The following is a 13,199-nucleotide window of genomic DNA, read 5'->3' on the forward strand; positions in this document are numbered from 1 at the left end:
TTAAATAAGGCAGTGAAACCAAAGGTGAGAACACAATGAAAGCGATATATCTGGATTATGCGGCGACTACGCCGACAGACCCCGCGGTTGTCAAGGCGATGCTTCCGTATTTCACGGAACATTTCGGCAATCCCTCCAGTCTGCATTCCTTTGGGCAGGAGGCGAAAAGGGCGGTGGAGACGGCGCGCGCTTCCGTTGCTTCCCTGATCGGCGCCGAGGCTGGAGAGATTGTCTTCACCAGCGGCGGCACGGAAAGCGACAATTTTGCCCTGAAGGGCGCGGTGGCGGCCAGGAAGGAGAAGGGCAACCATGTCATTACCACGGTGATAGAGCACCATGCGGTGCTTTCGACTTGCCATGACTTGGAACGACAAGGATGCCGGGTTACCTACCTTCCGGTGGACGGGTATGGCGCCGTAGATCCGGATGCCGTAAAAAACGCCGTCACGAATAAAACAATCCTGATTTCAATCATGCACGCCAATAACGAGGTGGGCACGATCCAGCCTCTCGCCGAAATTGGGAAAATCGCCCGGGCAAATGATATCTATTTTCATACCGATGCGGTGCAAACCTTTGGTCATATACCCATTGACGTAAATGAACTGAACGTGGATTTATTGAGCGCCTCCGGTCATAAACTGTACGGGCCAAAGGGAGTGGGAATCATCTATATCAGGAAGGGAACGAGGCTTGAGCCTTTCCTCCGCGGGGGCGGGCAGGAAAAAGGGCGCCGTTCCTCCACGCACAATGTGCCGGGCATCGTGGGCATGGGCAAGGCTTCGGAACTGTCCGGGAGGCTCTTGCAGGAAGAGGCAATAGTCATTGGCGCTCTGCGCGACAAATTGATCAGGGGGGTGCTAGATAACATCGACGAAACAAAACTGAACGGCCATCCGACGCAACGGCTCCCCAATAATGTAAATATCACGATTAATTACATTGAGGGGGAGGCGATGATCATGAACCTGGATATGGAAGGGATCGCCTGTTCCAGCGGCTCCTCCTGTTCTTCAGCGAGTTCTGCGGCGTCTCATGTTCTTGAAGCGCTCGGCACTCTGCCATCGCTTCCTCACGGTTCGCTCCGGTTTTCGCTGGGGAAGGCAACAACCACGGAGGATATCGATACGGTGCTCATGATTTTGCCCCGCATCGTGAGGAATTTGCGTTCCCTGTCGCCGCGCTACCGGAAAAAGGAAAGACTGGGAAAATGATGAAGAAGGTTCTCGTAGCCATGAGCGGCGGAGTGGATTCATCAGTCGCGGCTTTACTGCTGAAGGAAGGCGGTTACGATGTTACGGGCATGACCATGTGCCTGGGCGTAGCCGACGGCGGCGACAGCGAGCAGGCGAAATGCTGCGGGTCCACAGCCATTGAAGATGCCCGCGGGATATGTGCCAGACTTGGCATTCCCCATTACGTTCTGGATTATTCGGCGCACCTGGCCGATAAGGTCATTCGCAAGTTTGTCTCCGAATATAGTCGGGGCAGGACGCCGAATCCCTGCATCGATTGCAACCGTTATCTGAAGTTCGGCAAGCTTTTGGCAACAGCGCGTTCTTCCGGATTCGACTTTCTGGCTACCGGGCATTACGCGGAAATCGGCAGGGAAGGGGAAACTTATTTTTTGAAAAGGCCGCGGGACAGAATGAAGGATCAAACGTACTTTCTTTACCCAATTGCTCCGGAGGCGCTGCCGTCGATTCTGTTCCCGCTTGCGCCCTTTGCCAAGGACGAGGTTCGCATGATGGCGCGTAAGGCCGATTTGCCAGTAGCGGAAAAAGCTGAAAGTCAGGACATCTGTTTTGTAAAGCAGAAGAATTACCATTTCTTCTTTGAGGGAAAGGGACTTATAAGCAAGCCGGGCGCAATCGTGAATTTGGCAGGGGAAAAATTGGGAGAACACCGGGGCGTTCCTTTTTATACGATAGGACAGAGAAGCGGGCTGGGGATCAGCAGTTCCTCCCCCTTGTACGTGGTGTCTCTGGATGTGCAGTCGAACCGGGTCGTCGTGGGAGAAAAAAAGGACCTGTATGCAAAAGGCCTGATTGCCGGTGATTTGAATATCCTGGTTGGGGGCGGCCATCTGCCGCCTGTGGCCGAGGCGAAGATCAGATACCGTAAAAAGGCGGCGCGCTGTGCGCTTTTTTTGCATGAGGACAAATTGAAAGTGATCTTTGAAGAAGCACAGGAGTCAATAACCCCCGGTCAAGCCGTGGTCTGTTATCAGGATGACCGAGTTCTGGCGGGAGGAGTAATCGAGGAGGCATTATATGGAATTAATTGAAAAAATAAAGAAACTCAAGAAGGAACGAAACGCGGTGATCCTGGCGCACAACTACCAGATAGACGAGGTGCAGGATATTGCCGATTATGTTGGCGATTCCCTCGGCTTAAGCATCCAGGCCTCCAAGACGGATGCCGACGTGATTGTTTTCTGCGGCGTTTACTTCATGGCGGAAACGGCGAAGATCCTTTCACCGCAAAAGACGGTGCTTATTCCCGATCCCAAGGCAGGCTGTCCCATGGCGAACATGATTACCGCCGAACAGCTCCGCGCTCTCAAGGCCCTGCATCCGGGAGTTAGGGCTTTATGTTATGTGAATACCACGGCGGAGGTAAAAGCCGAGTGCGATCTGGCCTGCACTTCCTCCAATGTCGTCTCGCTGGTGCGGGAAGCCTTCCGGGATGACGAGGAGATCATCTTCGTCCCCGACAAGCATCTGGCCAATTACGTTTCTGCGCAACTGGGGCGCCCGTTTATCACATGGAAGGGTTTTTGCCCGACGCATGCCCGCATTTTGCCGGAGGCTCTTGAGAAGCAGATAGAGCTCCATCCCGAGGCGGTGGTGATGGTGCATCCGGAATGCTCCGCTTCCGTTATTGCCTTGGCAGACCTGGTGCTTTCCACTGGCGGCATGTGCGCGCATGCCCGCGAAGCGGCGGCGGCGGAATTCATTGTCGGCACAGAAGTCGGCATTCTGCACCGGCTGCGCCTGGAGAATCCCGGCAAGAAATTTTATCCCGCCTCGGAACTTGCCGTCTGTCCGAACATGAAACGCACCACGCTGGAGAAGGTGCTGTGGTCTCTGGAGGGGATGGCGCACGAGGTCACTGTCCCCGATGAGGTACGGGAAAAGGCGCAGGGGTGTATCGAACGAATGTTGAACTACAGGTAAGGACATGGAAAAATTTGAGGTTACTTTTATTGGCACGAAGGAAAGAGAGACACGGATAGTCGGGGTGACGCAGGAGGCGCCGCTTACGCTCGAGGTGAACGGCAAGGAAATGGCTACGCTCCTGTGTTCGCCCACGGATCTGGAAAATCTCGTGCTCGGCTTTCTCTATAACTCCGGCGTAATAACTGACGCCGCCGCAATCGAGTCGCTGATCATTGACAAAGAGCTCTGGAAGGCAAGCATCGGCATCGATCCGGAAACATTGCCGGGTGAGTTCGTTTTTAAAAGGGTCTATACCTCAGGCTGCGGGAAGGGCATTATCTTTCACAACCCCCTCGATGTGCTACAGCGGGACAGGCTTGATTCCGATTTTGTGATTGCGGGGAAAAGGGTTTTTGAGCTTATGAAAACGTTCCTGAATTTCTCGGAGGAACATAAATCCACGCGGGGCGTGCACAGCGCTGCGGTGGCCTCCTGTGAGGGTGAGATGCTTATTTTCCGCGATGACCTGGGGAGACACAATGCTGTTGACAAGGTTATAGGCGAGGCGCTTGCGCAGGGGTTGAATTTTGAGGATAAGTGGCTGTTGACGAGCGGGCGGATATCTTCGGAAATCACCTCCAAGATGCTGCGCTGTCGCATTCCCCTGGTGGTTTCTTCCGGCGCTCCCACCGATCAGGCGATCAAGATTGCCCGGGATGCGGGACTCGGTATGGCAACCCTGGCCAAGGGAGGCGGGCTTAATATATATAGTTGTGCAGAACGGGTGAGCTGATAATTTTATCCGTAATTAAAAATAGTTACATATTTAATCTATTGTAAAGGAGAATGCTGTGGCTGAAGAAAAAAATAAATTGAAGGTTGAAACGCTGGCGCTGCATGGCGGACAGGAAGCGGATCCGACAACCGGCGCCCGGGCCGTGCCCATTTATCAGACGACGTCTTACCAGTTCAAGAGTACCGAGCATGCGGCGAATCTTTTCGCCCTGAAGGAATTCGGGAATATCTACACGCGGCTTATGAATCCCACAAACGATGTACTGGAAAAACGGATCGCCTTAATGGAAGGAGGCGTAGGGGCGCTGGCCGTAGCCAGCGGACAGTCCGCGATCGCGCTTGCCCTGCTCAATATCGCGCGTGCGGGCGACGAGATCGTCTCTGCCGATAACCTCTACGGTGGAACGTACAATCTCTTCCATTACACCTTTGCGCGGATGGGCATTACCGTGAAATTTGTTAAATCCAACGACCTGGAGGCCTTTCAGCAGGCTATTACCCCGAGGACCAAGGCCATCTATGCCGAATCCGTCGGGAACCCCAAACTCGACATTGCCGAGCTGGAAGGCTTGGCCGCCGTGGCGCACAAGAACCGGATTCCTTTCATATTGGACAACACCGTTTCCCCCTATCTGCTGCGGCCCTTTAATTTCGGGGTTGACGTCATCGTCTATTCCGCTACAAAATTCATTGGCGGACATGGCACGTCACTGGGCGGTCTGATTGTTGACTCGGGAAAGTTCGACTGGACGCAGGGAGACTTTCCGACGATTACCGACCCCGATCCCAGCTATCATGGCCTTGAATTTGTCAAGGCTCTGGCGCCGCTGGGAAATCTCGCGTTTATTGTCAAGGCCCGGGTAGGGCTGCTGCGGGACCTGGGGCCGGCCATGTCGCCCTTCAATGCGTTTCTCTTTTTGCAAGGTTTGGAGACGCTGCATTTAAGGATGCCGCGCCATTCGGAAAACGCGCTGGCGGTGGCCGCTTATCTGGAGACGCATCCCCGGGCAGCCTGGGTTAACTATCCCGGACTGGAATCGAGTGCGGAAAAAACGCGGGCCAAGAAGTATCTTCCCCAGGGCTGCGGCGCCATTATCGGCTTTGGAATCAAGGGAGGGGCGCAGGCCGGCAGGAAATTCATCGAGGCGCTCCATTTGATATCGCATTTGGCAAACATCGGGGATGCCAAGTCGCTTGCCATCCATCCGGCGACTACCACGCATCAGCAATTGACGGCGGAAGAACAGACAGCCACCGGGGTGACGCCTGATTTTATCCGTCTGTCCATTGGTCTTGAACACATTGACGACATCAAAGACGATATCGCACAGGCGCTGCAAAAAGCAGCCGTTTAACGTATAAGGGAGGAACAGGAAGATGATTTTTTCAGATATTACCAAGACGATAGGACGGACGCCGCTTGTCAAAATAAACAAGCTTGCCGCGGGAATGAAGGCGACGGTGCTGGTGAAGCTTGAATCGTTCAATCCGCTTTCCAGTGTCAAGGACCGCATCGGCGTGGCGATGATCGATGCCGCAGAGAAGCAGGAGAGAATCAACAGTGAGACGGTTATCATCGAGCCCACAAGCGGCAATACCGGAATCGCTCTGGCCTTCGTCTGTGCCGCCCGGGGATACAGACTTATCCTGACCATGCCGGACACCATGAGTGTGGAGAGGAGACAGCTGCTCAGCATCATGGGCGCGGAGCTGGTGCTCACCGAGGGCGCGAAGGGAATGAAGGGGGCCATAGAAAAGGCCGATGAACTGGCGCGAACCATGAAAAACAGCTTTATCCCCCAGCAGTTCAACAACCCGGCCAATCCTGAGATGCACAGGGTAACGACGGCGGAGGAAATCTGGGCCGACACGGAGGGCCATATCGACTATTTTATCTCCGGCATCGGTACCGGCGGAACCATCTCCGGAGTGGGTAAATTTTTAAAAGAAAAAAAGCCTGCTGTTAAAATAATTGGTCTTGAACCGGCCGGTTCGCCGGTTCTTTCCGGGGGGAAGCCCGGGGCGCACAAGATTCAGGGGATCGGCGCCGGGTTTGTGCCGGGGGTGCTGGACCGCAGCGTTATCGATGAGATCATGCTGGTTTCCCATGAGGACGGCGGCGAGACAGCGAGGCGTTTGGCCAAAGAGGAGGGTATTCTGGTCGGGATCTCGAGTGGAGCGGCACTGTGGGCTGCCCTGGAGGTTGCCAAACGTGCGGAAGCGGCTGACAAAACTATTGTAGCGCTCCTTCCGGATACGGGGGAAAGATACCTCTCCACCTGGCTTTTCTCCAAATGATGTTTTAAAAAAAGACAATATTTTTGCGCTGGTATTTAACCGCAAGATCGGTGTTGCTAAGATGAAAAAGAAACAAAGTGTAGGTTCGGTACAAACAAAATATTTTACCTTTGCCGAGCCGCCGAATGAGCTGCCCCTTGAATTAGGGGGAAAGCTCGGACCCGTAACGATCGCCTACGAGACCTATGGAGAGCTGAACGGCGACAAAACGAATGCCATTCTTGTCTGTCATGCGCTATCCGCGGATGCGCATGCGGCGGGTTATCTTGAGGGTGAAAAGGACCCGGGTTGGTGGGAGGGCATGATTGGCCCGGGCAAGGCCTTCGATACGAACAAACATTTTATCATCTGCACGAACGTAATCGGCGGATGCAAGGGAAGCACCGGGCCATCGTCTGTAAATCCCGCTACTGGCGAGCCTTACGCTCTGGATTTCCCCAGCATTACCATTGCCGACATGGTGGAAGCGCAGCGTCATCTGCTTGATCACCTGGGCATTGAAAAACTTATGTGCGTGGCGGGGGGCTCCATGGGTGGAATGCAGGTGCTGCAGTGGGTGGCCTCTTATCCCGAACGGATTCGCTCGGCCATCCCCATTGCTACCGCCCTCAAGCATTCACCCCAGCAGATCGCCTTCAACGAGGTGGTGCGGCAGTCGGTAATGGCCGATCCGGCCTGGCGTGATGGCAATTACTACGCATACGGACAGCCGGAAAAAGGGTTGGCTCTGGCTCGGATGATCGGTCATATTACGTTTATGAGCGTTCAGTCCATGGAGGCGAAGTTTTCCCGCCGGCTGAAAAACGCCAGTTACAATTTCAAGTTCGGTGCGGATTTTGAGGTAGAGGGGTATTTGCATTACAAAGGCGACAGTTTCGTAAAACGTTTCGACGCCAATTCCTATCTCTACATTACGAAAGCGATCGATTATTTCGATCTTTCCGGGGGGAGGCTTGTTCCCGAAGGGCGAAAGGCGGACCCCCGCTTCCTGATCATTTCGTATCGCTCTGACTGGCTTTATCCATCCGTTCAGTCGCAGGAAATTGTGCGAGAGCTCAAGATAAGGCGCGTGGATGCGACCTATTGCGAACTGCGCTCCACGTATGGGCATGATGCCTTTCTTGTGGAAATGGATGAGCAGCAAAATCTCGTCAAACATTTTTTGGATAAGACATATCAAGGCTACGAGGTAGTGAAAACTTATGACATCTGACTCCCTTCGTCTGGACTATAAAATCATCTATGAGGCAGTGACGCCCGGCGCCCGGGTTCTCGATTTGGGGTGCGGGAATGGCGATCTCCTCTATTTTCTGGCCCGGGACAAGGGCGCCAAGGTGCAGGGGATAGAACTGGATGATGCCGCCATTTACCAGTGTGTGCGTAAAGGATTAAGCGTCTTTAACAGCGATATCACAAGCGGGCTCGTCGAGTACCCCGATCAGTCGTTTGACTACGTTATCCTGAATCAGAGCATGCAGGAGGTGACTAACATCGATTTCATCATCCGGGAGGCCCTGCGCGTGGGGCGGAAGGTCATCGTCGGTTTTCCCAATTTTGCCTATATCGCTGCCCGGTTCATGCTTTTCTTCCGGGGAATCGCCCCGATGACGAAGTCATTGCCCCATCTGTGGTACGATACCCCCAACGTGCGCTGCCTGAGCATTGATGATTTCAGGAATTTTTGCGAAGAGAAGAAACTCCGCATCCTGAAGGCCTATTGGCTCGGGAGTGATAAGCTGATCAGATTCTGGCCCAATCTTTTGGCCCTCAATGCGATCTTTGTGCTGACGGGGGGGGAAGAATTCACTCCTGACAGCGGTGCTGAAAAGGCTAAACCATGCTGAAGAATATAAAAGAGGGTATTTGGGAGGACGTGCAAAACGTCTTCAAGAAAGACCCGGCGGCAAGAAATATCTTTGAGGTTATTTTTTTCTATCCCGGTCTGCACGCTATCTGGATGCACCGGGCCGCCCATTTTTTCTGGAATCACCGGTTTTATTTTTTGGCCCGTTTCATATCGCATCTCGGCCGTTTCGCAACGGGCATCGAGATTCATCCCGGGGCGAGGATCGGCAGGCGATTTTTTATTGATCACGGCGCAGGAGTCGTGATCGGGGAGACTACCGATATCGGCGACGACGTCCTGCTCTACCAGGGAGTAGTGCTGGGCGGGGTAAGCCTGAAGAAGGAAAAACGCCATCCCACCATAGGCAACCGTGTGCTTGTCGGGGCGGGTACGATTGTTTTGGGGCCCATCCATATTGGCGATGGTACGAGAATCGGGGCCGCATCCCTCGTGGTTAAGGACGTGCCCGCGAACGCCATTGCGGTAGGTGTGCCGGCGCGGATCGGGATGGGTTTTTCCGCCCGGGAACTCACTGAACTGGGGCACAATAAATTGCCCGATCCCATCGCCGACGCCTTCAAATTTCTCGGGAAACAGATAGATTCCATGGAGGAAAGGCTGGAAGCGGTTGAGCAGCTCGAGGGCATCAAGGTTGATCTGGATAAGTATGTGGAACAGAAAAAGCGGGAAATTCTCGACGTTTTTTCCCAGACTTATGAATTTGACGGGGGGGCCGGGATATAAATTTGACACTATCTTCGTGCCCTGAGATCCCTTAATAGAACCCTTAATTACACATTCCGGCAGCCCGATGAAAAAAGGTAAACGCTATAAGTCTCTATACTTGCCCGCATGGACCATCGTCGTTGCCGTGATTATCCTCTTCTTCGTTATCGCAATTTCCACGTACCGGAACATGAGCCGGGAACGGGGGCGAATGGAAGAGTCGCTTATCCGGGAAGCGCAGGTCATCATCCGGGCCATTGAGGCCGGGGTGCGGGCCGATGACCCTGCTTCTGCCGGTGCCGGCCGTCTCCAGAAACTCGTCAATGAGGTTGCCCGCGAACCGGAGATTGCCTCGATCGCGATCTTCGACCACGAGGGCGTCGCCGTGGCAGTGAGCCCCTCCGTCAAATCAGCGGCGATTTCCAGCGGCGGCAATTTATTGGAGACATCTTCACTCAAGGCGCTCTTGCGGCAGCAGGGAATGGTAACTCGCTACCGACAGTTTGCACCGGGGGAGCGGGTCTTTGAAGTTATTCGATTGTTTCGGCCCTATCCCGTTGTGCAGTTGCGTGATGCGCAGACGGTCGAGGCAAGAGGGACAATGCGAAAATCAGCCAATGACAAGATGATCTTCCTGAGGTTACGGTTGGCAACAGCCGAAGCGGCCCGCCTGCAGGACCGTCATCATAACCTCCTGATGGCCGCGATTCTCGTTATCCTGGGAACGGGGGCGCTTTATTTCGTTTTTATCGTTCAGAATTATTATCTCGTTGATAACAAGCTAATCAGGATGCAGAGTTACACCGAAAATGTCCTGGAAAGCATGGCCGACGGTTTGCTGTCCATCGACCGGGATGGGGAAATCGTCACTTTCAATAGACAGGCGGGAGAGATTCTTGGAGTAGAACCGGCAACCATGGAGGGCCGGAATATCGCCGATTTCCTTGAGGGAGTTTGGGAAGAGCCGCTTGCCCCTGGCGCGAGCGGCAGGGGCGTAAAGGAAAAGCAGATGGAGATTCGCCGCCGGGAAAGTGACGTCAAAATCCCGATCAGCGTCAGCATGGCGCCGCTCAAGGATGATGCGGGTCAGGAGCAGGGAAGGGTTTTGCTCATAAAAGACCTTTCAGAGATACGCGACCTTCAGGAGAAGGTCCGCCGGAGCGAGCGCCTTGCCTCTCTGGGACGATTGGCTGCCGGCGTGGCCCACGAGATTCGCAATCCCTTGAGTTCGATCAAGGGGTTTGCCCAGTATTTTGCGAAGCGATTCAAGGGGCAGGAGGAGGAAGAGGGGTATGCCATAGTCATGGTGAAGGAGGTGGACCGCCTCAATCGGGTCATCACGGAACTCCTGGACTTTGCCGGGCCGAAGGTCCCCCACCGGGAACCGCAGCGTCTGGAAGAGATTGCCGATCATGTATTGAAACTGCTGGCCTCCGATTTGGCCGAGCGTAAGATATCGATATCCAAGGAATATCAAGAGAACCTGCCCGATGTGCACGTGGACAGAGACCAGATGTCTCAGGTATTCATCAATCTCGTTTTGAACAGCATGGAATCAATGAAAGGCGGGGGCAAGATCATGCTTTCGCTGCAACGAACGGAATCGCCCGAGGCAGTTGCGATAGTTATAACCGACACGGGAGACGGCATTCCCGAGGAAGACCTCGAAAAGGTTTTCGAGCCGTTCTTCAGCAGGAAGAGGAAGGGAACGGGGCTGGGATTGGCGGTCGTGCATCAGATTATTGAAGGCCACGGCGGAGACATCAGCGTGGAAAGCCGGCCGGGAGAGGGGACACGGTTCCGGATAATTCTGCCGTTCATGAACATCAATCTGCGATTTGCCGAAAGAGGAAAGGGGCAGGGATGAAAGATAAACCCATGATTCTTGTTGTGGATGACGAAGCAAGTCATCGGCTGATGTTGCGCGCGGTTCTTAGGGAGGATGGGTACGCAGTGAAAGAGGCCTCCGATGGTACGGAGGCGGTGGCGGCAGTGGCAAAAGAGGCCTTCGATGCGATCCTGCTTGACATCCGGATGACGGCCATGGACGGCATTGAGGCGCTTGCCGAGATTCGCAAGATTTCCCCCCATGTGCCAGTACTGATCATGACCGCCTACGCCTCGGTAAAAACAGCCGTGGAAGCGCTGAAAGCAGGGGCCTTCGACTATCTGATGAAGCCTCTCGACATCGATGAACTGAAGATTCTGCTTGGCAAGGCTTTGGAGCATTATCACCTGCGTGAGGAGAACATCATGCTCAAGGAGCGCTTGGGGGATCGTTTCGATTTTTCCCGGATCATTGCCCGGAGTGCGAAAATGAGAGGTCTCGTCGATATGCTGTCGCTCGTGGCGCCCTCCGATGCAACCGTGCTGATAATGGGTGAGAGCGGAACCGGCAAGGAAGTCGCGGCCAACGCCATTCATCACAACAGCCCCCGGGCCGGGCAGGCGTTCATCAAGGTTTCCTGTGCCGCCCTTCCTGAAACACTGTTAGAGAGTGAACTATTTGGACACGAGAAGGGCGCCTTTACCGGCGCCATGGCGCGGCGCGAGGGCCGGTTTCAACTGGCCGATGGCGGCACGATTTTTCTCGATGAGATCGGGGAGATGAGCACTGCCGTGCAGACCAAACTCCTGCGCGTATTGCAGGAAAAGGAATTTCAGCCGCTGGGCGGCAACCGCACCGTCAAGGTGGATATCCGTGTAATCGCCGCCACGAACCGGGATCTGGAAGCGGAGGTCAAGAGCGGCCGTTTCCGGGAAGACCTCTATTATCGGCTGAATGTCGTCCCGATTATGCTGCCCCCGCTTCGCGAACGGAAAGAGGACATCCCGCCCTTGGCAGAGCATTTTTTGTCTCTCTATTCTTCTAAGAGTGGGAAGGCTCTCAAGGGCATTGCGGGCAAGGCTATGGATTTACTCGTGCGTTACGATTGGCCGGGAAACATCCGGGAGCTGGAGAACTGCATCGAACGGGCCGTAATCATGGCGCGGGAAGCGGCGATTATCCCTGCCGATTTTCCCCTCGTTATTCAAATGCTTTCTCCGGCAGAAGGGAAGGACTTTCTCGATACCTCCTCCGGATTCTCCATCTTCGAGATGGAAAAGGCCCTGATCATCAAGACGTTGGCAGATATGGGCGGCAACCGCACACGGGCGGCAAAAAGTCTCGGCATCAACCGTCGCACACTGCAGAACAAATTAAAGGAGTATGGGCTAAATAATCATCCAGGCGGCGACGAAGGTCTGAAGTAACTGTTGTCGGCAGTGGCTGTCTGTGATAAGACGTACATCCGGAGTTCGTGTTTTTCACGGGCGTTGAGGGACGTCGTCTTTTTTTTAATCTTTTTTACGAAGGAGGAATGTCATGATCGATTACAAAACCCTGGGCTTTGTGAACACAAAAGAGATGTTTTCCGTGGCTGTAAAAGACGAGTTTGCCGTTCCCGCCTATAATTTCAACAATATGGAGCAATTGCAGGCGATTGTGATGGCCTGCCTTGAAACTCAGTCTCCTGTTATTATTCAGGTTTCCAAAGGCGCCAGGGACTACGCCGACCGGACGCTTTTGAGCTACATGGCCCAGGGGGCTGTCGAGATGATGAAACGGGAGGCAAAAGACCGAAACCTTGGCTTGATTCCGATTGCGCTCCATCTGGATCATGGCGATTCGCTGGCAACATGCATCTCCTGCATCGAATCCGGCTTTTCGTCGGTCATGATTGACGGCTCCCACCTGCCGCATGCGGAAAATGCGGAGCTGACCCGCAAGGTTGTCGAATATGCCCATCAGCACGATATCACCGTTGAAGGCGAGATCGGAATCCTGGCCGGGGTCGAGGACGATGTCTCCTCCGGGACCCATACCTATACTCGGCCGGAGGATGTCCAGGATTTCCTTTCCCGCACAGGAGTTGATTCGCTGGCGATCGCGATCGGGACCTCGCACGGCGCCTACAAATTCAAGCCGGGGCAGAATCCCCAAATCCGTCTCGACATACTGCATGAGATAGAAAGGCGCATTCCCGGATTTCCGATCGTCCTGCACGGTTCCTCATCGGTGCCACAGGATGCCGTAGAGACGATCAATAAATATGGCGGCAAAATAAAGGACTCCATTGGCATCCCCGAGGAGCAGCTTCGCCAGGCGGCCCACTCGTCGGTCTGCAAGATCAATATCGACTCTGACGGCAGGCTGGTCATGACAGCGAAAATCCGCGAAATTTTTGCACTGAAGCCTGCGGAATTCGATCCGCGGAAATACCTCGGACCGGCGCGCGATGCGCTTCGCGAGATGTACATGCGCAAGAATCGCGAGGTGCTGGGCAGTGCCGACCGGGCCGTAGAGATCCTCGCCGCTTCGAAAAGATAGC

General features: G+C 54.3%; 12 protein-coding genes. All 12 read left to right on the forward strand.

Annotated features, from left to right (window positions below):
* The first annotated feature begins 35 nt into the window (after nt 1-35).
* Nucleotides 36-1,214: a cysteine desulfurase NifS gene (gene nifS, locus K0B01_08185; GenBank protein ID MBW6486107.1), complete on the forward strand. Its 1,179-nt coding sequence runs from the start codon at nt 36-38 to the stop codon at nt 1,212-1,214.
* The gene (gene mnmA, locus K0B01_08190) at nt 1,211-2,287 is read left to right on the forward strand and encodes a tRNA 2-thiouridine(34) synthase MnmA (GenBank protein MBW6486108.1); all 1,077 of its coding nucleotides are present in this window, start codon (nt 1,211-1,213) and stop codon (nt 2,285-2,287) included. Before nifS ends, mnmA begins: the two co-directional genes overlap by 4 nt.
* Complete coding sequence (nadA, locus tag K0B01_08195; protein ID MBW6486109.1) at nt 2,274-3,179, forward strand: quinolinate synthase NadA; 906 nt, start codon at nt 2,274-2,276, stop codon at nt 3,177-3,179. Before mnmA ends, nadA begins: the two co-directional genes overlap by 14 nt.
* A gap of 4 nt (nt 3,180-3,183) precedes the next feature.
* A complete protein-coding gene (gene fdhD, locus K0B01_08200) occupies nt 3,184-3,954 on the forward strand; it encodes a formate dehydrogenase accessory sulfurtransferase FdhD (GenBank protein ID MBW6486110.1) in 771 nt (256 codons plus the stop codon).
* 58 nt (nt 3,955-4,012) lie between these two features.
* Nucleotides 4,013-5,311 carry an O-acetylhomoserine aminocarboxypropyltransferase/cysteine synthase gene (locus K0B01_08205; GenBank protein ID MBW6486111.1) on the forward strand — a complete coding sequence of 433 codons (1,299 nt, stop codon included), beginning with the start codon at nt 4,013-4,015 and terminating at the stop codon, nt 5,309-5,311.
* A gap of 22 nt (nt 5,312-5,333) precedes the next feature.
* Nucleotides 5,334-6,254, forward strand: a complete 921-nt coding sequence (gene cysK / locus K0B01_08210) for a cysteine synthase A (protein ID MBW6486112.1) — start codon at nt 5,334-5,336, stop codon at nt 6,252-6,254.
* 61 nt (nt 6,255-6,315) lie between these two features.
* Nucleotides 6,316-7,467 carry a homoserine O-acetyltransferase gene (locus tag K0B01_08215; protein MBW6486113.1) on the forward strand — a complete coding sequence of 384 codons (1,152 nt, stop codon included), beginning with the start codon at nt 6,316-6,318 and terminating at the stop codon, nt 7,465-7,467.
* Nucleotides 7,457-8,098, forward strand: coding sequence for a methionine biosynthesis protein MetW (gene metW, locus K0B01_08220; GenBank protein ID MBW6486114.1), 642 nt, complete (start codon nt 7,457-7,459; stop codon nt 8,096-8,098). The genes K0B01_08215 and metW overlap by 11 nt, the downstream gene beginning before the upstream one ends.
* Nucleotides 8,092-8,844 (forward strand): serine O-acetyltransferase, encoded by a 753-nt coding sequence (cysE, locus tag K0B01_08225; protein ID MBW6486115.1) that lies wholly within the window; start codon nt 8,092-8,094, stop codon nt 8,842-8,844. The genes metW and cysE overlap by 7 nt, the downstream gene beginning before the upstream one ends.
* Nucleotides 8,845-8,911: 67 nt before the next feature.
* Nucleotides 8,912-10,693, forward strand: a complete 1,782-nt coding sequence (locus K0B01_08230; protein MBW6486116.1) for a PAS domain S-box protein — start codon at nt 8,912-8,914, stop codon at nt 10,691-10,693.
* Nucleotides 10,690-12,081: a sigma-54 dependent transcriptional regulator gene (locus tag K0B01_08235; GenBank protein ID MBW6486117.1), complete on the forward strand. Its 1,392-nt coding sequence runs from the start codon at nt 10,690-10,692 to the stop codon at nt 12,079-12,081. The genes K0B01_08230 and K0B01_08235 overlap by 4 nt, the downstream gene beginning before the upstream one ends.
* Nucleotides 12,082-12,193: 112 nt before the next feature.
* Complete coding sequence (locus K0B01_08240) at nt 12,194-13,198, forward strand: class II fructose-1,6-bisphosphate aldolase (GenBank protein MBW6486118.1); 1,005 nt, start codon at nt 12,194-12,196, stop codon at nt 13,196-13,198.
* Nucleotide 13,199: the final 1 nt, after the last annotated feature.

It is taken from the genome of Syntrophobacterales bacterium (assembly GCA_019429105.1).
Lineage (GTDB): Bacteria > Desulfobacterota > Syntrophia > Syntrophales > UBA5619 > DYTH01.